Origin of the sequence: Sulfurospirillum sp. SCADC, assembly GCF_000743525.1 — a bacterium.
Lineage (GTDB): Bacteria > Campylobacterota > Campylobacteria > Campylobacterales > Sulfurospirillaceae > Sulfurospirillum.
Genome location: NZ_JQGK01000002.1, coordinates 122,471 through 146,016, shown reverse-complemented (window position 1 = coordinate 146,016; position 23,546 = coordinate 122,471). Strand labels below are relative to the sequence as shown.

The window sequence follows — 23,546 nt, the reverse complement described above, 5'->3', positions numbered from 1 at the left end:
AATTCCCTAAAGGCTAAGTCTATTAATGTACTTAGCCTTTAGGTTCATATACAATAATTTAGATGTCTTGTTCAATCACTTCTTGAAAGCGGTTAAAATAACGCTCTTTAATAGCTTCAACTGACTTAGAAATATCATTACATGTAAAGCTCTCTCCACCAACATTTCCAATTTTTGCAACAGTAATTCCAATCGTTTTAGCCATTGTTTCAAAGCTTGCTTCATCATTGACTTCAACGATAGCGCGAGAGAAACTCTCAGCAAAAATGTCTTTAGCATCATTACATGTAAACTTACATGTAACGCCTTTTCCACTTTTGGCGACCATTTTAGCAAGAGCAATCGCGATACCGCCAACGTTAACATCTTTGGCTGCGTTCAAGAAACCTTTTTTATTGGCTTCGATGACAAGCTCCCACAATTTCAACTCTTTGTCATAATCAAGCTCTGCTAATGTACCTTCAACTTTGCCAAAAAGCTCTTTCATATACAAGCTACCGCCAAAATCACTTTGGGTATCGCCAATGAGATAAACGCTTGCACCCTCTTTTTGGAAACTGGATGGAAGGGTTGTGTTCGCATCATCATTCAAACCTACCATCACAATCGCAGGGGTTGGGAAAACGCCCACACCATTGGTTTCGTTGTAAAGGGAAACGTTACCACTGACAACAGGGGTATTGAGTTTTGCGCACGCCTCTTTGATGCCATAACACCCTTGTGCAAATTGCCACATCACTTCAGGATTTTCAGGATTTCCGTAGTTGAGACAATCGGTAATGGCTAAAGGTCGTGCGCCACTCATCGCAACATTTCTTCCACTCTCAGCTACTGCCGCAGCAGCACCCATTTTAGGGTCGATGTAGTTATAACGTGGGTTACAGTCACTGCTCATAGAAAGTGCTTTGCCGTTTTCTTTGATACGAATCACGCTTGCATCCAAACTACCTGGTGCTTTAATCGTATTAGTCTGTACCGTTGAATCGTATTGGTTAAAAATCCATGATTTGTCGCTAATTTCAACTGAATTGAGGAGTGTGTCAAATGCTTTTTGGTTCTCAACTTTTGCAAAATCATTAATCGTTGTGTTTTTAATAGTAGCCAAATAAGCTGGCTCTTTGGTTGGTCTATCGTAAATCGGTGCTTGCTCGCTGACAGGTTGTACGGGCATATTTGCCACTCTCTCACCATGCCAGAAAAGCTCCATGTTGCCCGTCGCCGTTACTTCACCGATGATTTCAGCATTCAAGTCCCATTTTCTAAAGATGTCAACCACTTTATCTTCATACCCTTTTTTCGCACAGATGAGCATTCGCTCTTGTGACTCAGAGAGCATAAATTCAAAGGGTTGCATCCCCTCTTCACGAGCAGGAACTTTATCTAAGTGCATAATCATACCGCTTCCACTTCGTCCTGCCATCTCAAATGAGCTTGAAGTAAGACCCGCAGCACCCATATCTTGGATGCCCACGATATAGTCTGTTTTAAAGAGTTCTAAACACGCTTCCAAAAGTAGTTTTTCAGCAAATGGATCACCTACTTGAACGGTTGGGCGTAGGCTTTTGTTGGCTTCAGTGAAGCTATCGCTCGCCATAACAGCACCACCCAGACCGTCACGACCTGTTTTTGAACCCACATACACAACAGGGTTACCAAGGCCTTCCGCTTTTCCGTAAAAAATTTCATCACTTTTTGCAAGACCAAGGGTAAACGCATTAACCAAGATATTGCCATTGTAGCTTTCATCAAAGAAGGTCTCGCCACCGATGGTAGGCACACCCATGCAGTTACCGTATCCGCCGATACCTGCAACCACACCACGCACGAGGTAGCGTTGATGATGCGATGTGTCGTCATTGTTAGTGACATTGCCAAAACGAAGAGAGTTCATGTTTGCAACGGGGCGCGCACCCATCGTAAAGACGTCTCTGAGGATTCCACCCACACCCGTTGCGGCACCTTGATACGGTTCAATAAAGCTTGGGTGGTTGTGTGACTCCATCTTAAAGACGGCTGCCATTCCATCACCCACATCGATAACACCCGCATTTTCACCAGGTCCTTGAATCACCCATGGCGCTTTGGTTGGGAAACCATTGAGGTATTTTTTACTGGATTTATACGAGCAGTGCTCACTCCACATCGACGAGAAGATGCCAATTTCAAGCATGTTTGGCTCACGTCCTAAAATGTTCAAAATATTTTCATATTCGTCTTTGGTTAACTTATGTTTTTTTAACACTGCGTCTAAATTTTCCATGGATTATCGCCCTATGTGTGTAATTAAAGTGCGCTTATTGTACAAAAAAGGAGCTAAAAGTTAGTTTTGATATAAAGAGGTTTTCAACGCTTCCGCACTCATGGGTTTTGAGAAAAGGAACCCTTGCATGCTGTCGCATCCATTTTCGATGAGAAACGCTTTTTGCTCCTCTGTTTCCACCCCTTCGGCTAAAACTTCCAACTCCAAGGTCTTCCCAAGCACAATGATCGCTTTAGCAATCGCTTGATCGTCTCTATCGCGCGGTAAATCACTTATAAACGAGCGGTCAATTTTGAGTTTATGCAAGGGTAATTGTTTGAGATAACTCAAAGACGAATAGCCTGTTCCAAAATCATCAATCGAGATTTTATAGCCCAAATTTTCAAGTTTTTGCAGTGTTTTGGACGATTGCATCGGATTGTTCATAAAACTGCTCTCTGCGACTTCAAGCTCAATGCTAAGCGCACTCACCTCTATTTTTTGGCGTATCGCCTCGATCTGATCGATAAAATCTTCTTCTTCAATCTGAACACTCGAGATGTTAATCGCGATGATGCCATTGAAAAAAATCTCATCTTGCCACCGTTTCATCTGCTCCAACGCTTTTTTGAAAATCAGCAATCCAAGAGGGATGATGAGTCTGGTTTCTTCTGCCCTTGCAATAAAATTATAAGGCGAGAGCAAGCCCTGAGCAGGGTGTTGCCACCGAACAAGCGCTTCAATGCCAATCACTGCATTGTTATGAAGGTTGATCTGCGGCTGATAATGCAGGACAAATTCATCATTTTCAATCGCATGTTTGAGATCATTGTCAAATTTTGAGATATTTAAAAGGTGCTCTGTCATCGATGATGTGTAAAAAAGATAATGTTTAGACGGGTGATTTTTAGCTTCGTACATGGCGGTATCGGCATTTTTAAAAAGTGCTTCAAAACTTTTGCCATCATGAGGAGAACACGCAACGCCAATGCTCACACTCAGCTTAAAATGTTCATCTGCCACGACAATGGGCGCGTCCAAACCTGCAATGAGTTTTTGGCACAACGCTTCTACATGTAAGGATTCATTGCTTAAGATAACGAACTCATCACCACCAACGCGGGCAATAAAATCGGAATGATTCAACAATGATTTTAACCGTTCGGCGACCACTTGAATCACTTTGTCGCCTATCGTGTGTCCATACATATCGTTAATGATTTTGAAACGATCCAAGTCTAAAAATAAAAAGCACAACGACGACTCTTCCATCAAGCGCTTTTCAAGCTCTTGCCTCAGGTATGCACGATTGGGAAGTTTCGTTAGTGTGTCGTTGAGGGCTAGAAAAAGCATATCTCTTTGGGCATTTTTACGATCACTGATGTCACGATGAGTTCCGGCAAGCCGAAGCGGTGCACCTGTTTTATCATCGCGCTCCACCACCGCACCAGAACCCTCGATCCAAACCCAATGCCCATCTTTATGGCGCATACGAAACTCTACGACATAGGGTTGATGGTGTTTGATGGTATGCTCCACTGCTTTATGGGTCAACATACGATCTTCAGGATGAATACGCTCTTCCCAATCCGTCACATCATTCTCAATATCCTCACGTTTTAACCCCAAAAACGAGAGCCATTTGTCGTTGACAACATGGTGTTGATGCACGTAGTCCCAGTCCCAATACCCAAGATTGGATCCTTGGATTACATACTCCAAGCGCTCTTCATGCACTTTGAGCTTTTTTTGCATCATCTCAAGCTTCGTCACTGTCGCGCGAATCAGCCCATACAGCAGCAAGGAAGTCACAACAATAAAAAAAAGCCCTTTGTAAGTCTGAATCAATGTTAAGTAAGCAACATTATCGATCAAAGACTCAACCAAATGATCGGAAAAGAGAATCCACAGTGTCGCGAAAAGTGCATAAATAAGAACTATACGTAACGGACTGATACGAATCTGCATCCTCTTACCTCTGTTGTCGAAGTTTTTAGGCAAAGCGTTTGTCACACTATTTAATCCTATTATACCCCACGTTCGTGACATTTATAGTATTTTGATAAAAATTCAGATAAAATCCAACTTCAATTTAACTTCAAGGCGGTGCCTTTCATGTTTGGTATGGGTATAGGAGAAATCCTTCTTATCGCAATAATCGCTATTATATTTTTAGGTCCGGAAAAACTTCCTGACGCTATGGTCAAAGGTGCAAAATTTTTCAAATCTTTTAAAAACAGCATCAATGATGTCAAAAGCAGTTTTGAGCAAGAGATGAAAATTCAAGAACTCAAAGATGAAGCCCTCACTTACAAGAAAAAACTGGATGAAGCGGCTAGCAGTGTCCGTAAAGTCATCACCTTCGATGAACTCGAAGAGATCAAAAAAACAACCCAAGGAGTCAATGACTCTTTAAAAGAACTTGAAAGCAGTGTGAAAGAGAGTGCCTCGCTTGAGACGCCTTCAACGCTCTCATCTGAACCCATTCCCGTTCAAGTGATCGAAACACCTAAAGAGACAAAAAAAGAGGAAAATGTATAATGTTTGATGAGTTAAAGCCCCATTTAGCAGAACTTCGTAAAAGACTTTCCGTTTCACTCGTTACTATTCTTGTGATGTTTATTATCTGTTTTTCATTTTGGCAACCCATTCTTGCATGGATGATCTCCCCTCTAAAAGCCGTTCTCCCAGAAGGAAGCAATGTCATCTTTACGGGTGTGCAAGAACCTTTCTTCACCGCAATGAAGGTCGCTTTCTTTGCAGGATTTGTACTCTCACTACCCGTGATATTTTGGCAATTTTGGCTTTTTGTAGCCCCTGGCCTTTATGAGAATGAAAAAAAATTGGTGATTCCTTTTGTGCTTGCAGCAACGATGATGTTTGCTATAGGTGCCTCTTTTTGCTATTACGTTGTTGTCCCATTAGCCTTTGCTTTTCTTATTGGTTTTGGTAGTGCACTCTTTACCGCACTTCCTAGCATTGGCGAATACGTTGGCTTCTTTACAAAATTTTTAGTCGGATTTGGACTCTCCTTTGAGATGCCTGTTGTCATCTTTTTCTTTGCAAAATTAGGGCTTGTGGATGATAAAGGCTTAAAAGAGTTCTTCCGCTATGCCATTGTCATTATCTTTGTCGTCGCAGGTATCTTAACGCCTCCCGACATTCTCTCTCAGTTCTTAATGGCAGCACCGCTTCTTATCCTTTATGGTATCTCTATTTTGGTCGCCAAAATTGTCAATCCGTACATTCCACCTGAAGAGGATGACACAGAAGAAGCTGAACAAAAGAGTGAGGAATAGACCATAGACCCGCTTTTAAAATCGACCTACGACTACACACTTCCACCAGAGCTGATCGCCACCCATCCCGTTGAACCTAGGGATGAGGCGAGGCTTTTGGTATTTGATCGCCAAAGTGGTCGCATCACACACACCCATTTCAAACACCTTTTTGACTTTTTACCCTTAGACATTGCCGTACTTCTCAATGACACCAAAGTCATTAAAGCACGTGTTTTTGGGAAAAAAGAGAGCGGCGGAGAGGTTGAAGTACTGCTGAACGCTCCTTTGCAAGACAATCTCTACTCGGTCTACATCAGAGGTCGTGTCAAAGTAGGAACCAAGCTCTTTTTTGATGAAAAAATGCACGCCAAAATTATGGAACTCAAAGAGGACGGTACGCGTGTTGTTGCCTTTTTTCAAGCAGAAAAACCTCTGCACACCCAAGTGCTTTTTACTGTGTTAGATAAAATCGGACACATTCCACTCCCACCGTACATCAAACGCGAAGACACTGATGAAGACAGCGTGGATTATCAAACCGTGTTTGCCAAAGAGCAAGGTGCTGTGGCTGCACCAACGGCTTCGTTGCACTTTACCGATGCGATGTTTGAAGCGTTAAAAAAGCGTTACGAAACTCACTTTTTAACCTTACATGTAGGCGCAGGAACGTTTAAACCCGTCGAAGCCGAACACATTCACAATCATGTGATGCACTCCGAGATTTACGCCATTCCAGAACTTACATGTAAACGCATTGAAAGCCCAAAAAACATCTTAGCGGTGGGAACAACGGTCACACGAACAGTGGAGTATTTTGCCAGAACCAAAGAGCCTATAGGAAAATGCGACCTCTTTTTGCATCCGCAAAATCCCCCTCTTCGTGTCAACCATCTCTTAACCAATTTTCATCTTCCCAAATCGACATTGATTATGCTAGTAGCTTCATTTGTGGGGATTGAAAAAACACTTGAACTCTACGAAGAGGCCGTAAAAGAGCAGTACCGTTTCTTTTCTTACGGTGATGCGATGCTAATCGTTTAAAACTAAGTTTACGACGCTGTTTCATTGAATATTTATTCATAATTTCTCATTATCTTATAAAAAATAATATCTATCGTTATAAGATTTAAGGTTATAACGAATAAAATACCACTTTTATATCACACTATACGCATCAAAATTATGTTATTTTCTCAAAGCGGGGGCTAATGAGCATTGTACACATATCTGCTAATATCCTCAGATGTATTACATTCACTCTGAAAAGCCCCATTTTATATCCGCCTTTGCAGTGTCCAAAAGACACACACATTTATGTTAAGGAATCCAATGGCTTTTCGTATCCGATTTTTACTCATGCTCGTATGTCTTCTTGGGAACAGATATGCAGTTTTTGTATATTCAATCACCGATGTAGTCAATTCGAGACAACAGTTTAAAACTTAATTAGCGTCAATGTTTTCAATTAAACAATAAACTGTTATAATATTCCACTCCATAAACGTCTCATTCATGTCTTTTTATGGAGTTTTAGGCAAACTTAAACTCTTTATTTAACAAGTATTTTGGGTTATAATATTTTCTTAGAATAATAGCGCTTAGGAGAAAAAATGTTTTTTCATGTTGATCAGTATGCATATTATAATTATATATATGATAATTCTGAAAATACTGTTTTATGTAACTCAAAATTAGTAGAATTTAAAGATCGCCTTTGTATATCCAAACACATAGAAACATTTTTAAGAAATGGTACTAGACAAAATTTTATTGAAGGAATTGAACTATTAAAAAATGCTCATTCTTATACGTTTGAAAATCATAATAAAAACGAAAAACTTGAACTTGAAATGCCCTTGGAGAACATTTCTATGAGCAATTTTAATGCATCAATATTACGAGAGGAATTATTCAATATCATTGCTAATCATTATAAAGATAAAGATATTGATTTAGTTATATCGGGGGGGGTAGATAGTTCTCTTTTACTTGCTGTCTTAGCTGATGCAGACTGGCTACATAAGGTTAGAGTATGGACAACTAAGACACCTGCAGGGAATGATTACTACTTTGCTAAAAAATCTGCTGATTCAGTGGGTATCAAATTGAATACTATAGAAGTCAATTATGAATCAGAATTTGATTTTGATATTTTAAAGGAATCGTCAAATCTTAATTTTGGTCCAGCCAATATTGGTGTTGTTCCATTAAGTTTCATAGGGAAGGCTGTAAAATTTAATGGAGGTAGCTGTTTAATGCATGGTATGGCAGGTGAAACTATTTCGATAAATATTTATAAGAGTTTAGAAGAAAATTATTTACAAGTTTTGTTTAGAGATAGTAAATATTTAAAACTTTTAAAACAGATTTTTAACTTAAGAAAAATAAAACAAAAAGAAGTTTTTTCTATATTAAAAAAATATAAAAATATAAAAAATATAAATCTTGATTATTTGCATATGTATAATTTATGCTGTGGTAGTGTTAAACATGATACTAACAGAGTAAGAAACAACATAGAAGTATCTGGAATTTCTTCATTTACTCCATATTTTAATAAACTTTTAGAGAAGTATATGATGCTTGAATTAGAAGGACGATTTCATCAAAAAATTCCTAAAATCATATCACGATTAGCAATGGATAAAATTATTTCAGATGAAGTCGTTTGGAGAAAAGATGATCAAGGTCTACGATGGGATCCAAAAAAATATATTAATTTCCATAAAAGTAAAACTGACGCTATTATCAATAAATATCTTAATATCGATAGTCAGCGCTTAGAAGTCAATGCAAAATACATTCGTAATCTAGAAGTTGCTAGCCTATATGCGTTAATAAAAGATTAAAAATAATAGGCTAGGATGCTGCCTACGTAAGCAAGAGAACATAAATAAAGCCAACATAGCAGCTAAGGACACAACTACTAGCTTTTAAATACATTGTGACCAAAAGAAATACTGTAACCAAATATCCGGATAAAATGGATCCTATTAGACAAATCTTCAAACAAAAAAAGAATTTAAGACAATGGTGATTGACTTATTACGCCTTCATATCCAAGAGGCTGCCGATCATCTCGTCTTCGGCTTGAATGGGTTTGGTGTTGGCTTCAAAATTCGTTTCAAGTGCGATTTGATCGGTAAATTCGGTTGCTAGATCCGTACCGTTTTCGGTTTGGCTACTTTGGGCAACCACGGCGTTACCTTGATTGGAGATGGTCGTTTGCGTGGCATTGTAGTTCTCGGTGTTGACATTGGCGACATTTTGAGCGCTGTTGTTCATCCAGTTGGACATGGCTGTCATGGAAGTAGCATTGATGTTCATGATCGCTCCTTTATATTTTTTGAACTATACTCTACTTCTCTTGAAAAAATTCTAAAGAAATTTTTGGTGCTATTTTAAGAGGGTTTTGAGCGTTTCGTTGAGTGTTGTGATGGTTTGAGGATTGGTCTCTTTATGAAATGCAAAGTAGAGATCACTCTCTTTGAGCAGATACACCACTTCATAATCGTCTGTGTCATACCCCATTTCTTGCAAAATATTAAACGTGGCATCCACACTGTAAGCAACAGCGTCCACACGATTTTGTGCCAATTTTTTAATTTGTGAAGGCACATGCCCAAAACGCTCTAATGTTGTTTCATGCACACCTAGCTTGAGTAAAAGTTTCTCAGAAGCTGTATTTGGAATTGTCGCAATTTTATAACGTTGTAGCTGATCAGATGAAGCGATGCGAATATGCGTTTGTTTTTTTGCAACCACACCTAAGGTCATTTTACCGATGGGACCAACCCATTGAAAAAGTGCTTCTCGCTCAGGCGTTCGAGCAGTACTATAAAGAAGGCTGTTTTTGACATGTAACGCTTCATGATAAGCTTGCGTCCATGGCAAAAACCAAATACGATTTCCTTCTAGCTGATGTCCAGAGTGTTGCAAAAGTGCTTCTAAAAGCTTGGTAGAACTTCCTGTAACCGTGCCATTTTCCATAAAATTATACGGTGGATTTTGCTCCGTGTAGACTTTAAAGACGTCCGCATACGCACAAAGAGCCAAAAGTGCGAGGACTAAACCCTGTCGCATCGTTTCCCTTTAGGTCTTTGGAGTGATTTCCATGTGTAGAGAAACATATCAAAATTTTCCAGTAAAATGTCGGTTATCTGAGGGTCAAATTGGCTTCCACGCATCATGATAAAATAGTCTCTTACAGCTTTTTCTTCCCAAGGCTCTTTGTAAACGCGTTTGTCCAAAAGTGAATCAAACACATCCGCCACCGCGCAAATGCGTCCAATCAGTGAGATATTTTCACCTTTTTTCCCATGCGGATACCCCTCGCCATCCCAACGTTCATGATGTTCAAGCGCAATCATCGCAGCGTGTTGCATCAGCTCAAATTCAGAGTCGATGAGCATCTCATACCCAAGCATGGAGTGATTTTTCATAATTTCCCATTCAGCATCATCCAATTTGGTAGGCTTGTTCAAAATCTCATCGCTAATGCCCACTTTGCCGATGTCGTGAAGGACAGCTGCCATTTTGATCTTTTCGCATTCAGCTTCCTCTTTGCCTAAAAACTTACAAAAAAGGTAACAAAACTCCGCGACACGTCTTAAATGCTCGCCGGTTTCTTTAGATTTGAGCTCCGCAATCGAAGCGGAGAGATAGGTCATTTCATGGTTGAGTTTGCGAATCTCTTCAGTTTGATTTGTCACTTGGCTTTGCAGGTTGGATTGCAGTTGGTATAACGCGATGTGCGTCTGAACTCTGGCTTTTAAGAGTCCTGCATGAAACGGCTTGGCGATAAAATCGACTGCTCCTAAATTGAACCCGATCTCTTCATAATCACTGCCCTCATTGGCGGTAAGGAAAATGACAGGAATCGCGCGTACGTTTTCCATCGTTTTAAGCCTACGACACACTTCATACCCTGTCATCAGAGGCATATTGATGTCCAGTAAAATGAGATCGGGCATCACCGTTTGCGCTAAACTCAAGCCCCGTTTGCCCTCTTTCGCGGCATACACTTCATGCTCATTCAAAAGCGAACTGAGCATTTCAAGATACTCTGGCGTGTCATCGATGACTAAAATTCTAGCCATTGCTTAACTCCTCACTTAAACGCTCCAAACTTTGCAAGGCGGCTTCAAAATCAAACTGTTTACATGTAAAAAGAAGCTCTTTAAACGATGCCTTACCTGCCACCTCGCCATGGGAAAGAAGTTGTTCAAGCACAAACGTCACTTTGGAGACATTGGAGAGTTCAAGCGCCATTTGAAGTTCTACCAAAAGGGACTCTAAAACCTTTTTCTCTTCAAAGGAAAAATGGATTTGGTGGAAAGATGAAGGCGTGCTTAGTTTTTCATACTCACTGCGCAAGATGCTCATCAGTGCGTGATGCTCTTTTAAAACGGCGTCTAAAGGCAGATTTTCAAAGCTATTTTGCTCTTTAATTGAGCGTTCCAACACTCCAAGACTCTGCTCCAACTGGCTCAATCCAACCGTACCACTTAGCCCTTTGGTGGTATGCACATAATCCATCAAGGTGGTTCTATTTTCCGCAGCGATCAAAGTGTGCAATTGCTCAGGCAAGTGAAGATAGGTCTCAAAAAAGTTTCGAAAAATCTTCTCCCACAGCGCCTCATTGCCTCCTAAGCGCTTAATCGCCTCTTGCTTCGCAAAAAGAGTTTTAGGGCTTTTGGGAGCGATAGGATGTGTTTTTGGCGTCATGGGAACGTTTACATGTAAAACCTCCAAGAGCGTACCATAGAAGTCTTCCACTTCAAAAGGTTTGCCAATGTGCGCATCCATTCCAGCGGCAAGGCATTTTTCAATATCATGAATCATCACATTGGCGGTCATCGCAACGATGGGTGTCAGAAGGTTGAGCTCTTTGCGAATGATGCGTGTGGCTTCATACCCATCCATCAGTGGCATCTGAACATCCATTAAGATAAGATCAAACGGGTGGATTTGCTCTTGAATGATCTCCACCGCTTCCAGCCCATTGCGTGCTATTTCAACAGTGGCATGTGTCTCTTTGAGCAGATAGGTTGCGACCTCAAGATTGATGTCATTGTCTTCCACAACCAAAATTCGTTTGGAGGAGAGGTTGATTTTAGAAGGGTCGAAAAGTGACACTTGCGACCTTATCGCGCATAAAGAGACGGCTTCATCATAGAGCATCGAAGGGTTGATGGGTTTTTTGAGTAACGCTTTGATGCCTGTGCCCAAAATGCGCTCTTTGAGCTCCGCATCGTCATTACTTGCCATCATCAAGAACGGAGGAAGTGCCTCCATACCGACTTTATTAACCAGTTGCTCGTAAAAATCAACACCATTGGCTTTTTTAGCCAGTTCATAATCCAAAAGAGCCAGATGAAAAGGTTCACCCTCTTTGTGAAAAATGGCATTGACATTATCGCTGCTTTTACAGACGGTGACAAAAAATCCAAAAGAGCGAATCAGCTCACTTAATGCCTCGCTTACTTTTTTTTGATCGCAAATGACTAAAATATGCAGTGGCTCATAATCGAGTGCACTGTTTTCATGCTGTATATCAATGCCTTTAGCAAGTGGAAGCGTCAATGTAAGGCTAAAAAGACTTCCTCTGCCCTCCTCGCTCTCCAAACGGATACGCCCGTGCATCATCTCCGCAAGCTGTGTGCAGATGTAAAGCCCAAGCCCTGTTCCACCGTATTTTCGTGTGATGGAAGCGTCTAGTTGACCAAAGGCTTTAAACAGAAGCGACTGTTTCTCTTTAGCGATGCCAATGCCACTGTCTTTGACATGAAAGCTCAGCGTTGCGCTCTGGTCATCCTGAATCTGCTCTTCAACGCTTAACACAACAGCGCCCTCTTTGGTAAACTTGATCGCATTGCTTAAAAAATTGTTGACAATTTGCATAATCTTGCATGGATCGCCCTTGAAAAAGCGATTGGTTTCCACAAAGTCACACTGAAAATCGATCCCTTTCTCTTTGGCAAGCACTGAGAAGATCGAACTGCTTTTTTTAAGCTCTTTGTGCAGATCAAACGCGATGGATTCAACCTCCATTTTGCCCGCTTCAATTTTGGAAAAATCCAAAATATCGTTGATAATACGAAGCAAAACCGAAGATGCCTCTTTAATTTTAGCCACATACCCCACTTGCGTACTGTTCATCGCTGTCTTGCTCATCAAATGGGACATTCCCATGATGGCATTCATCGGTGTACGAATTTCATGGCTCATATTGGCAAGAAATTCAGACTTATAGCGACTCGCATCTTCAAGCTCTTTGGTGCGTTGTTTGACTTTTTCATCGAGTATCTCATTTTCATGTTTGAGCGCTTCAAAAAAGCCTTTGAGCTTCATGCGTGTTTTATCTAATGCAAAGCCCAAGGTGCCGATCTCATCGTTTTCATCCCACACAAAAGGCTCATTCAGTTTTTGCTGTGCCAAAAGGGTGGAGTGCCCGACCAAACGACGAATCGGACGGATAATTTTGTAGTAGTAAATCCATGAAATCACGGTGATTAAAAAGAGCAGTTGCAAAAAAATCATGCCCCCAAACAGCGTCATGTCAGAGAGTATAGAGTCTACAAGATCTTGGCGTTTAAAACCCATCTCTAATGAGCCAACGACCACCCCATCTTTTTCTAAAATTTTCTGTAAAAAGAGCGTATTGTCGTTGTCTGCAATTCTTTCGTGCGTTTCCCACCCTAAAAAGAGCTTGTCGTCACTGTCTTTAACATGTACAAATTGAACACTCGGATCAAGCAAAAGCTGGTCGATCATCTTCTGCCCAAGTTCTGGGTAAAAATTCCATAAAGACTCAACAAACACAGCGGAAGAGAGGTTAAATTTTTTGGTATTGAGTGTGGTAAAGGTTGCTTGTTTATTTTTATACGTACTGTTAACATACGTCAGGATGACAAGAGGTAAAGGAAGCAACAGTGAGATAATAATCATCACCGCTAAAGCTTGCAATAAGGAGACACGGTACAACATCGCTCTAATCATTTTCAAGGACTCTTTCTAAAGCTATTTTACGACATTTACCACGAAGGCATTAAAGCTTATAGACCCTATCAGGAAGCAATAAACGAAGTCAAAATAAACTATAACATTTTCAAATCGCCCTTGTCAATTTTAAAGGTAAATTGTTTCCGCTTTTTTGACAATATGTACCTTACTTTCGATGTTTTCTTTCAAATAGGCTTTAAAAAGCTCCATTTTATCTATCTCACCATGAATCAGATGAATCATCGCTAGCCCTTCAATGTGTTGAATCCAAGCGAGCATATCCGCTCTATCGGCGTGGGCTGAGAGTCCGTTGATCGTATAGATTTTGGAGCGCACTTTAATATCTTCCCCATAAATGCGAATAAAAGGCTCCCCATCGATAATATCACGTCCCAACGTGCCTTTGACCTGAAACCCTACAAAAATAACGGCATTTTTAGGGTTCCAGATGCGCTGTCTGAGATGGTGTAACACGCGCCCACCCGTACACATGCCACTTCCTGCGATAATGATAGCACGTTTATCGACATCATTAATTTGCATAGAGTCTTTGCGACGCGGTGTATGTTTGAGTTGAGGAAATGAAAAAGGATCATCACCCAAGCTTACATGTAACCCTACCGTTTGGTTCATTTGTGCAGGGTATTTTTGGTAAATTTTGGTCGCTTCAATCGCTAAAGGACTGTCTAAAAAGACATGGCAATTGTGCAAAAGCCCCTCTTGGTGCATCTGATGCAACAGCCACAAAATCTCTTGCGTTCGCTCCAGCGCAAAGGAAGGAATGACGATATTTCCGCCATCATTGAGGGTTGAAACCACAGCGTCTTTAAACTCTTGAAGGCTCTCTTTGAGTGCCCTGTGTTCCCTATCGCCATAGGTCGATTCGATAAAAAGGGTATCTGCATGGAAAATCGGCACAAGATCATTGAGAAGCAGACGGTTTTTACTGCCCAAATCGCCTGAAAAAACAACCGTTTTGGAGACATTTTCTTCGTCATAATTAATCTCAACAAACGCACTTCCCATAATATGCCCTGCATTGTGAAGGCTTAGCTTTAAAAAAGGGGCAATGGTGATGATCTCATCGTACTGCACACGACGCATTTTGTGGGTGAAAACCTGCTCAACATGCTCTTTGGTGTAAAGAGGCTCAACTACACTTGCCTCTTCCCCTCTGCGCAACGCTTTGCGAAGCTGTGTCTCGTACTCTTCTTGCAATAAATTGGCACTGTCTAAAAGCATAATGTAGGCAATATCCAACGTCGCTTCCGTGGATATAATCTCGCCACGAAACCCCTCTTTGACCAGTTTTGGAACGCGCCCGATGTGGTCGTTATGCGCATGCGTTAAAATGAGGTAATCAATCGAAGAAGGCTCAAACCCAAAAGGCTCATAGTTGCTCTTCCACAGCTCCCCTTGGATCATGCCACAATCAATTAAGATTTTAATGGAGTTAATCTCTAAGAGATGACACGAACCCGTAACCATGGAAGCAGCACCGTATGATGTGACGTTTGCCATCTGTTCTCCTTTGTCAAAAACGCCTTTAAAAGGCTCTGACACCATTATGGCACGAAATGCTTTAATGTATAAATTTATCGATGATTTCTTTGTACTTTTTCTCGATGACGTGTCGTTTTTTCTTAAATGTGTTGGTCAGCTCTTCGCCTACGGTAAACTCTTGGTCTAAAAAGTGAATATTTTGCAACTTCTCAAAGGGCTTAAACCCTTGTCCTTGATGCAAAAGCTCATTCATCTCACTTTTGATTTTTGATACGATCTGTTTATCTTCCATCACTTGCTCAATGCTGTGTACGGCTTTGTTGAAATTTAACGCGACATACTCTTTGAGCTTTTCAAAATCAGGCACGATGAGCGCACCCAACCCTTTTTTGGTATGCCCGACTAAAATCGCATCGGTAATAAACGGCAACATGGAGAGCGTAGATTCGATGCGACTTGGATCGACATTTTCACCGCTGGCTAAGACAATAATCTCTTTAGAGCGCCCCGTGATAACCAACTCACCTTTGAGGGTCAGCTTGCCAAGATCGCCTGTTTTAAAGAAGCCATCTTCACTAAAACTTTTGACATTCTCTTCGGTATTTTTGTAATAACCGTTAAATACCTGCTCACCTTTCACCCAAATTTCACCTACTTCACCTGCACCTAACATAACGCCCATTTTGTTGACAATTTTGAGATGTGTGTTGTAAAGAGGGAGTCCGAGTGTTGAGAAAGTATTACATTGTAACGCTCGCCCTGCGATTGTTGGTGCACACTCACTCATACCATACGCATTCACAATGCGAATCCCAATGGCATCAATCCACGCATCTAAAAAATCAGGCAAAGCACCTCCCCCACTGACGGCAAGGCGTAGTCTTCCTCCAAATTTTTCTTGAACGAGTGCGAGCTTTTTTTGAGCAAACACGTAGAGTGGATAGAGCGCTAAACGCGTCACAAATGCAATGGTTTTAGCTTTACATGTAAACATCAATGAGGGCTTTTGATAACAGGGAAGTTCGTCGTTTAAAACGCGATTTGCATGTCGGTAAGCGGCTGAAATGGCGACAAGTTTGTTAAAAAGTTTGGCTTTTTTAGGATCTTTCTTCTCCAGCGTAGTCATAATGCGTGTGTACATCGACTCCCACAGCCTTGGCACCGTCGCCACAATGGTGGGTTTATACTGCTCCAAATCGGCAGCAAAGGTTTTAATGGTCGAATACACCGTACAGCATCCTCGTGAAAGGGCGACGTATTCGGCAGCACGTTCAAAAATATGCCACGAAGGAAGGATCGAAACCCACACATCGTCACTTTGAAGCGCAATCAATGGCGGAATTTCACGTACGTTGTACATGATATTTTTATGACTCAGCATAACGCCTTTAGGCGTGCCAGTCGTACCTGAAGTATAAATAAGCGTGACAGGATCTTCTTCGTCAAGCGCCTCTTTACCTTTGATAAACGCTTCAACCTCATCCGCATGAATCGTACGATCTTTTAAAATATCGTTATACGAATAGAGGTTGCTTAAAAGGGAGTGAACCTTAGGTGCTTCGACAATAAAAATAGCTTTAAGTTTAAAACTATCTAGCATCGCTTCATGTCGTGCATACACGCTCTCATTTTCAATGATCAAAAATTCGGCACTAGAATGGGAGAGAATAAACTCTAACTCTTGTGTGGGTGTGTCACAGCCTCTTGGAATGCCGATGGCACCAAGGGCGATTAACGCCTGATCGGTGACCATCCACTCATAGCGGTTGTCACACAAAAACATCACCTTAGAGCCTTTTGTGACCTTTTTAGCTTTTAACGCACGTGAAAGAATCAAAACATCTTCAAATAATTTCTCGTAACTGACTTCAAACTCTTGATCGCCTATTCTGTAAATAAAGGCTTTTCTCTCTTTATACTGCTCATAGCTCGCAATGAACCTATGAAACAACGTGTTCTCTTCACGATGCAAGCACAATCCTTAACATTTCAAATTAATGAATTGTAATCATAAATTCCTGAAAGAGAGGCTCAACGTGGGCGAAATGCCTTGAAAACAAGAAAAATAATAACGATTTGAATAAACAAAAGTCCTACATGTAAAGCATACACTTGCTCTTGTTTGTCACTAATGCCATACCATTCAATGCTCTTGTAAAACAGATACGAAAGCACCATACCGATCAGATAGCCCTTTTGCTTCAGAACATCCGCAAACGAGAGTAAGATGGTACGTTTCAAAGCAAGCGTTTCAATACGCATCAGGTAATTGCCAAACACAAAAGTCAGCTGATATGAGATATAGATAAATAAGACACTGCTGTAACTGTAGCGAAACAGAAGAAAACTCACCACAATGAGAAGCGCTAAAAACTCCACCAAAAGTGTGATGCGGTAAAAAACGAGAAGATTCATCATCTTCTCGTAGACTTTTGCCACCACAAGCAAACCAATGGCAAGCCCAATGCCTCCAAGCGAAAAGACAGAGGGCTCAAGCGGCGTGTAAAGCACAAAAACACTCCCCACCGCCAGCCCAAAAAAAAGTGAATTGAGCAGTTTATACCATAGGTAGGGTCGCAAGGTTAGTTTCATTAAAATCTCGCCTCAACACCAGCGTAATAGCTTCGTCTTGCCGTTGCATAACCATCGACGGTTTGGTAGTAGCGATCAAGCAAGTTATTGGCTTTGGCATAGACATTCCATATTTTATCCACTTGGTAACTCACTTTGGTATTGGCAACAAAATAGTTTCCGGTATCAACAGGTGATGTTGCATACGTGCTTGGATCGATTGAGACATCCTCACGTGAACCGATATAGGTACCATTAACATTGATTTTAATTTTGCTTGTCGGCATATATGTTGCATACACAGTACTTTGATAACGCGGTCGTTTTTTAAGTCTCTCGCCATCTTCACTTTTAGCATCCACATACGTATAGTTTGCTCCCATTAAAAGTGATTGAAACAGCTGTTGTTCATACGAAAGCTCTATGCCCTTCATAACGGACGTGCCATCAAGATTGACGTATTGGTATTTCCAAGAAGAATTAAGTCGTGCATCAATCATATCTTCGATTTCATTCCTAAAGATATTCATCGTAAATCCAGCATATTGCATACCGACATTAAAGCTTTTAATATTTTCAGGTTTAAGATCAAAATTGCTGATGCCATAGCTTGCCCAAGGGTAAATCATCTCAAACATCGAAGGTGTTTTATACGCGGTACCATAATTGGTATAGATATTAAACTGATCACTAAAGAGGTATTTTGCACCAATTTTACCCGTTACTTTATCATCAAAGGCACTAAAGCTATCGTAACGCAACGCTTCTGTTAGGATGACATTGCCAAATCGATTGGTATTGTTCATGTAAAGGGCTTTGGAGTTTTCATCGCGCTCTTTTTCACTATCGCCTATTGCCGTGTAGGTCAGTTCTCGTTTTTCATACGAAGTTCCGAATACTAAAGAGCTATTATCATAGTATTTCCATGTATCTTTAAGCTCTATGGAAGGCACTTTGCCTTGATAATCATTTAAATCGCCTGTATACGAAGCATCCAACTCTTTTTTATGAAAGGAGCTTTGAGACAGCGTTGTTTCAATCGCATGGTTAGTAGTAAAATATTTATAGGTTAAATAAGCCGATTGCAGATGGGCATCGGTATGTTGTGCACTGTTTGGATTGCCAAAGTCATCATAATTGCTCATCGCATTGACATCATGGTATCCTGCTTCAATGCGGTTACGCTCATCAATCCAGTAACCCATTTTAAGATTTAGCGTTGTATTACGATAGGCATCATCTTCATATTGATCTATGTTTTCACCTCTTGGTGCATACGTTGTAAATCCATCTTCCGTGAGACGTTGTACAGAGAGCATGACATCGAATTTATCGGTTTTATGAGAGAATGACGTATTGACATTTTTATGTCCATAGCTTCCAACTTCAACACCCGCACTGGCATGCGTTCCATTTTGCGAATTTTTTGTGATGATATTAATAACACCCGCAGCCGCGTCCGCTCCCCACACACCACTTTGAGCTCCTTTGATCACTTCAATACGCTCAATATCTCCAACCAAAAGATGGCTAAAATCAGCGTCGCCTAAAAGCGCACTCGGGTCATTATAACGCACACCATCCACCATTAAGAGAATATATTGATTTGCCATACCTTGCATCGTTACAGCAGTTGATTTGCCAAGCCCACCATTGGAAGTAAAGCTAAGACCTGCGATGGTATTGAGCGCTTCAACAACAGTAGTAATGCCTTTGAGGGAGAGTTCTTCGGAGGTGATAATGCTGACATTATCGGTGACATTGGTCGCACTGACCAAGGATTTAGAAGCGGTGTAGACTTCAGACTTTTGGGCTTTGATCTTTTTCGAGATCACCACAACAGGGGCGCTGCTTTCTTCGAGCACTTCTGTTGATTCCGCGGATGCTTCAACTTTTGGCGTAGAGAGTTGCTTTTCAGTGTCTACAACACTTTGAACATCGCTTGCCAAAGTTAATGTAGCATTTAAAGCAAGTATCGCGGCTAGGCTGAAATACTTTCCTCGAAAACCTTTGAGATTTTTCATTCATTCTCCTTGAAAATTGGGAAAACTATTTTATCCTAAAAGTCACTATTTTGATAACTTTTTGATGGATTCTGCTCTATAATAATCCCAAATAGACTATGAGGATCAGGCGTGTTTCATCGCTACAATTACATTTTAACTGCTTTGGGTGTCTTGGGGATTATTACGCTGATTAGCGTTGTGTTTCAAAGCTATCTGGAGTTAGTGAACATCGCACTGATTCATCTGATTCCCATCATTGTGGTTGCCCTTCGTGGTAACTTTTCTGCTACAGCCGTGATCACTCTTATGGCGATTTTACTTTTCAATGTTTTATATGTTCCGCCCGTTTACAGCTTCAGCGTCCATGATGCGATTTATCTCTGGAGTTTTGCTATTTTTGTACTGGTGGGCTACATCATCACGGCACAAGCGAAAAAAATTCAAACCAATGAGATACGAGAGATTTTACTAAGCACCCTCTCGCACGACCTTAAAACACCGCTCTCTTCCATTTTGGGCTCGATTACACTGCTCTTGGAAGATCGAAAAATGAGCGAAGAGACGCAAAATACACTGCTTCACGAGATCAAAAATGGCTCGGATCGCATGAACCGCCTCATCAATAACCTCTTAGACAATGCGCGCCTGAAAGACAAGCACTTAGAGCTGAAGATGGAATGGTGCGATCTGGAAGATAGTTTGGGTGTTGCGTTGCAAGATTTTGATGAAGCCCACATACAGCGCTCTTTACGTTTACATGTAGATGCAAATTTGGAGCTTTTCTGGGGTGATTACAATCTTTTAGTGCGCCTTTTTGCCAATCTTTTAGACAACGCATTTAAATACTCCAACCAGACCAAACAGATCAGTGTCACGATCATTCAAGAACCCAAACATGTGAAGATCACCTTCTTCAACGAAAGCAATCCCCTCAAAGAGCAGTATTTAGAGACAATTTTCGATAAATTTTACCGCCTTGAAAACGCGAAAGATATTTCAGGCAGTGGCATTGGACTGTTCATTTGCCAAAGCATCGTCGCCGCACACCATGGAAAAATAAAAGCGTATAACCACGAAAATGGCGTCTGTTTTGAGATAACCTTACCAAGGCTCAAACACCTCAGTGCGCTCCAAAAAGAGGCAGAATGAAACCCAATGAGCTTATTTTAATCGTTGAAGATGACGATGCCATCTCCAAACTTTTAACCATTTCACTGTTCGAATACGGTTATAAAACGCGCTGTGCCAATACGCTCACACTTGCAAAACGTGAATACATCAGCCACAATCCTACGCTCATTATTTTAGATCTTGGATTGCCTGATGGCGATGGTAAAACACTGATCAAAGCGGTGCGCAAAGAGAGCAAAACGCCCATCATTGTTCTCTCAGCGAAAAGCGATGAAAAAGAGATTATCGCGGCACTGGATTTGGGTGCGGATGACTATGTCACCAAGCCCTTTTCGACCAGTGAACTGCTTGCACGTGTGCGCTCAACGCTACGACGCGTGCACCATGAAATTTCCCACGAAATCCTTACATGTAAAGATCTTACCATTGATTTTACCAAGAAAGAGGTAACGTTAAAGGGATCTTTCTTAAAGCTCACGCCCACAGAATACGCACTGTTGCGTTACTTGATGCAAAATGCCAACAAAGTCCTTCCGCATCAGCAGATTTTAAAAGCGGTATGGGGTGTTGGGTATCAAAACGAAATGCAGTATCTCAGAACCTACATCAATTCTTTGCGCAAGAAAATTGAAAAAAGCTCGACCAGACCCGAGTACATCACAACAGAGTCCAGCATTGGGTATCGTTTTTGCCAATGTGAACACGAACAAGGAGATGAATGAATCAAAAAACCTTAAGGATCATCCTTTTTAGCTATTTAGCGGTTATTTTTTGTGGTGCCATTGTCTTGATGCTCCCGTTTGCCCATGTGGGAAGACTCGCGTTTATCGATGCACTTTTTACCTCGACTTCTGCAACGTGCGTGACAGGGCTTGTGGTTAAAGTAACCCCTGAACATTTTACCTTTTTTGGGCAATGTGTTATTTTGATTTTGATGCAAGTGGGTGGTGTTGGGTATATGAGTATCGTCACCCTCTTCTTCTTATTTATGAAGAAGAACCTGACCATTCATGAAAAAAACATGGCAAAAGATTCGCTCAATTACGCCCATAACCTCGACATTCAAAGCTTTTTAAAAAAGGTTTTTCTCTTTACGCTCATCATCGAATCGCTAGGTGCACTCATCTTAACGATGCGTTTTGCCACCCATATGCCTCTTAATAAAGCGATCTGGCAAGGTATTTTCCACTCGGTTGCTGCGTTCAATAATGCTGGGTTTTCAACCTTTCGTGACAATCTCTTGGGGTACCAAACCGATTTTACCGTTTTAATCACGATTGCTTTTTTAATTATTTTGGGCGGTGTGGGCTATTTGGTCTTGGTAGAGCTTCATTCCAAAGCGACCCACAAACGTTTTATGCTCTCCGCGCACACCAAAATCACTCTTTTAGGGACACTGATTTTGCTCCTCTCAGGCATGATGCTCTTTTTAGCCATCGAGTGGGACACCAAAGGTCTTTTTACACACATGTCGCTTTATCACAAGCTTCTGAACAGCTTTTTTCTCTCCGTCAACTTTAGAACCTCTGGCTTTAACAGTATTGATCTCTCACTTCTGAGTGACGCATCGCTTTTTTGCTCGACCATTTACATGATGATCGGAGGAGGAGCAGGCAGTACCGCAGGCGGCATCAAAATCACGACCGTTGCCGTGCTTATCATCGCGACTATCCACACGATGAAGATCAGCAATCAAGCGCCACACGCCTTTAAACGTACCATTACGCAAGAGATCATCAATCGCTCGTCTGCAATCATTTTAGTCGCTTCGTTTATCACAATCACCTCCACCGTTGTGTTAGTCGAAACCCAACACACAACCTTTATGAAAACACTCTTTGAAGTCGTATCGGCTTTTTGTACGGTGGGAGTTTCCGTTGGCAATGGCGACATTCTGAGCCTCTCAGATCACTTTAGCCCTTTTGGTAAATCCATCATTATCGCCCTTATGCTCATCGGACGGATGGGCATTTTTGCCTTTGGATTTCTCATCATCGGCAAAGAAAAAATCAAACATATTCAATACCCAGAAGGAAGGATTTTATTATGAAAACATACGCTGTTATAGGTTTGGGGAAATTTGGCTTTCACATCGCCAAAGGGTTAGCGGAACAAGGCATGGACATCATCGCCATTGACAACGATCCCCACAAAATTCAACTGATCAGCGACCACATTGAAGACGCGCTTATTTTAGACAGTACCGACATCAAAGCCCTTCAAGAAGCGGGCGTTGTGGGGCTTGATACGGTTATTATCAGCATTGGCGAGAACATCGAGGCGAGTATTTTAACCCTGATGGCGCTTAAAGAGTTGGACAATAAAACCATCATCGCCAAAGCCATCACGCTGACGCATGGTGAAATTCTAGCGCGCTTAGGAGCGTTTAAGGTCATCTATCCTGAACGCGAATCGGCTAAAAAGCTCGTGGAAAACCTTGTCGGAAACGTCGTCATCGACCAAATTGATTTTAGCAGCACGATCAAAATTGCAAAGTTTACGGTCACCAAATCTTTGATGGGCAAAATGGTACAAGAGATCGAGCTGATGTTTGAAAATGAGATCCATCTTATTGCTTGCAAAACCAGAGATAACTGGACCTTTGATGTCGATAAAACCTACAAAGTTCGCGAAAATGACATGCTCTCGTTTATCGGTAAAAAAGCCTTTATTGAGAAGCTGAGAAACCTTACCAAAGAAGAGAGCTAATCTTTACATGTAAAGCCTCTTTTAGCACAAAGTCGTTATAACGTTTTACATGTAAAGAGGTTTTGAGCTCGTTTTCAACGATTTTTCAAACGCCATTGCACT

18 protein-coding genes are annotated in these 23,546 nt (G+C 41.2%); 8 read left to right on the top strand and 10 right to left on the bottom strand.

The annotated features are described in order from the left end of the window. Positions 1-58: 58 nt before the first annotated feature. A complete protein-coding gene (purL, locus tag JU57_RS02150; protein ID WP_037956376.1) occupies positions 59-2,260 on the bottom strand; it encodes a phosphoribosylformylglycinamidine synthase subunit PurL in 2,202 nt (733 codons plus the stop codon). A 60-nt stretch (positions 2,261-2,320) separates the two neighbouring features. Beyond that, on the bottom strand, positions 2,321-4,207 hold the full coding sequence (locus JU57_RS02145; protein WP_037956373.1) for an EAL domain-containing protein: 1,887 nt from the start codon (positions 4,205-4,207) through the stop codon (positions 2,321-2,323). Between the two features lie 147 nt (positions 4,208-4,354). Between JU57_RS02145 and tatB the strand changes: the two genes are divergently transcribed. The 4 genes from tatB to JU57_RS02125 all read left to right on the top strand — a co-directional run bounded on the left by tatB (position 4,355) and on the right by JU57_RS02125 (position 8,369). Then, positions 4,355-4,780 (top strand): Sec-independent protein translocase protein TatB, encoded by a 426-nt coding sequence (gene tatB / locus JU57_RS02140; protein ID WP_037956371.1) that lies wholly within the window; start codon positions 4,355-4,357, stop codon positions 4,778-4,780. Further along, positions 4,780-5,538, top strand: a complete 759-nt coding sequence (gene tatC, locus JU57_RS02135; protein ID WP_037956369.1) for a twin-arginine translocase subunit TatC — start codon at positions 4,780-4,782, stop codon at positions 5,536-5,538. The genes tatB and tatC overlap by 1 nt, the downstream gene beginning before the upstream one ends. 3 nt (positions 5,539-5,541) lie before the next feature. Continuing rightward, positions 5,542-6,561, top strand: coding sequence for a tRNA preQ1(34) S-adenosylmethionine ribosyltransferase-isomerase QueA (gene queA, locus JU57_RS02130; protein WP_037956367.1), 1,020 nt, complete (start codon positions 5,542-5,544; stop codon positions 6,559-6,561). A gap of 569 nt (positions 6,562-7,130) precedes the next feature. Beyond that, entirely contained in the window at positions 7,131-8,369 is a 1,239-nt protein-coding gene (locus JU57_RS02125; protein WP_037956365.1) for an asparagine synthase-related protein, read from the top strand. Between the two features lie 196 nt (positions 8,370-8,565). Here the strand turns inward: JU57_RS02125 and JU57_RS02120 are convergent, their stop codons facing one another. From JU57_RS02120 to JU57_RS02085, 8 genes are all read right to left on the bottom strand, one after another. After that, on the bottom strand, positions 8,566-8,847 hold the full coding sequence (locus JU57_RS02120) for a flagellar basal body rod C-terminal domain-containing protein (protein ID WP_037956363.1): 282 nt from the start codon (positions 8,845-8,847) through the stop codon (positions 8,566-8,568). 69 nt (positions 8,848-8,916) lie between these two features. Next, a complete protein-coding gene (locus JU57_RS02115; RefSeq protein ID WP_037956357.1) occupies positions 8,917-9,603 on the bottom strand; it encodes a transporter substrate-binding domain-containing protein in 687 nt (228 codons plus the stop codon). Continuing rightward, positions 9,588-10,619: an HD domain-containing phosphohydrolase gene (locus tag JU57_RS02110; RefSeq protein ID WP_051906490.1), complete on the bottom strand. Its 1,032-nt coding sequence runs from the start codon at positions 10,617-10,619 to the stop codon at positions 9,588-9,590. The genes JU57_RS02115 and JU57_RS02110 overlap by 16 nt, the downstream gene beginning before the upstream one ends. Then, positions 10,612-13,521 (bottom strand): hybrid sensor histidine kinase/response regulator, encoded by a 2,910-nt coding sequence (locus JU57_RS02105; protein ID WP_037956354.1) that lies wholly within the window; start codon positions 13,519-13,521, stop codon positions 10,612-10,614. The genes JU57_RS02110 and JU57_RS02105 overlap by 8 nt, the downstream gene beginning before the upstream one ends. A 129-nt stretch (positions 13,522-13,650) precedes the next feature. Continuing rightward, a complete protein-coding gene (locus JU57_RS02100) occupies positions 13,651-15,045 on the bottom strand; it encodes an MBL fold metallo-hydrolase (protein WP_037956352.1) in 1,395 nt (464 codons plus the stop codon). 61 nt (positions 15,046-15,106) lie between these two features. Beyond that, positions 15,107-16,978, bottom strand: a complete 1,872-nt coding sequence (locus JU57_RS02095; protein ID WP_294875301.1) for an AMP-binding protein — start codon at positions 16,976-16,978, stop codon at positions 15,107-15,109. A gap of 80 nt (positions 16,979-17,058) precedes the next feature. Continuing rightward, positions 17,059-17,619, bottom strand: coding sequence for a hypothetical protein (locus JU57_RS02090; RefSeq protein WP_037956347.1), 561 nt, complete (start codon positions 17,617-17,619; stop codon positions 17,059-17,061). After that, positions 17,619-19,622, bottom strand: coding sequence for a TonB-dependent receptor (locus JU57_RS02085; RefSeq protein ID WP_051906488.1), 2,004 nt, complete (start codon positions 19,620-19,622; stop codon positions 17,619-17,621). Before JU57_RS02085 ends, JU57_RS02090 begins: the two co-directional genes overlap by 1 nt. 111 nt (positions 19,623-19,733) lie before the next feature. On the opposite strand from JU57_RS02085, the gene JU57_RS02080 reads away from it, so the two are divergent. The 4 genes from JU57_RS02080 to JU57_RS02065 are packed head-to-tail and all read left to right on the top strand — an operon-like array spanning position 19,734 to position 23,444. Further along, on the top strand, positions 19,734-20,753 hold the full coding sequence (locus tag JU57_RS02080; RefSeq protein ID WP_037956345.1) for an ATP-binding protein: 1,020 nt from the start codon (positions 19,734-19,736) through the stop codon (positions 20,751-20,753). Beyond that, the gene (locus JU57_RS02075) at positions 20,750-21,457 is read left to right on the top strand and encodes a response regulator transcription factor (RefSeq protein ID WP_037956333.1); all 708 of its coding nucleotides are present in this window, start codon (positions 20,750-20,752) and stop codon (positions 21,455-21,457) included. Before JU57_RS02080 ends, JU57_RS02075 begins: the two co-directional genes overlap by 4 nt. Continuing rightward, positions 21,454-22,785: a TrkH family potassium uptake protein gene (locus JU57_RS02070; RefSeq protein ID WP_037956331.1), complete on the top strand. Its 1,332-nt coding sequence runs from the start codon at positions 21,454-21,456 to the stop codon at positions 22,783-22,785. Before JU57_RS02075 ends, JU57_RS02070 begins: the two co-directional genes overlap by 4 nt. Beyond that, positions 22,782-23,444: a TrkA family potassium uptake protein gene (locus tag JU57_RS02065; RefSeq protein WP_037956330.1), complete on the top strand. Its 663-nt coding sequence runs from the start codon at positions 22,782-22,784 to the stop codon at positions 23,442-23,444. Before JU57_RS02070 ends, JU57_RS02065 begins: the two co-directional genes overlap by 4 nt. Positions 23,445-23,546: the final 102 nt, after the last annotated feature.